This window comes from Paraburkholderia sp. RL17-373-BIF-A (assembly GCF_046030175.1).
Classification (GTDB): domain Bacteria; phylum Pseudomonadota; class Gammaproteobacteria; order Burkholderiales; family Burkholderiaceae; genus Paraburkholderia.
Genome location: NZ_JARESO010000445.1, coordinates 1 through 417, shown reverse-complemented (window position 1 = coordinate 417; position 417 = coordinate 1). Strand labels below are relative to the sequence as shown.

Below are 417 nucleotides of genomic sequence, written 5' to 3'. Positions count from 1 at the left end.
TGATGGTTTGAAGGCATAGATTGCAGCCATGCATCCGGACTTCAATGTCATCTGATGCAGGGTCACCCCGCTCAGGTAGGCCCGGTGCAGGTTCGCCCCGCACAGGTTCGCCCCGCTCAGCTTCGCACCGCTCAGGTTCGCCCAGCTCAGGTTCATCCCGTTCAGGTCCATCCGGCTCAGGTTCATCCCCTCCACGTTCCCACCTCTGAGCAAGGCCCGTTTCGCCTGTGGGATGCGTTCGGTGGCTTCCCTGTACCGATAATGATCTGTCTCGTGCCGAACAATCTCCTGCTCCAGAACTGCCCTGAGGGCATCGATGGTGCCACCCTCGATGGCAAAAGACTCAGACGTCACGCCGGTTCCCACAGTAATGCTGAGAACAGCGCCGTTATTGCCTGCATTCTCGGAAACCTTCAG

Annotated in this window: 1 protein-coding gene; it reads right to left on the bottom strand. The window is 58.8% G+C overall.

The features are described from left to right. Nucleotides 1–417, bottom strand: a 417-nt coding sequence (locus P0D80_RS51290; RefSeq protein ID WP_408296654.1) for a pentapeptide repeat-containing protein, incomplete at both ends; no start/stop codon positions are given.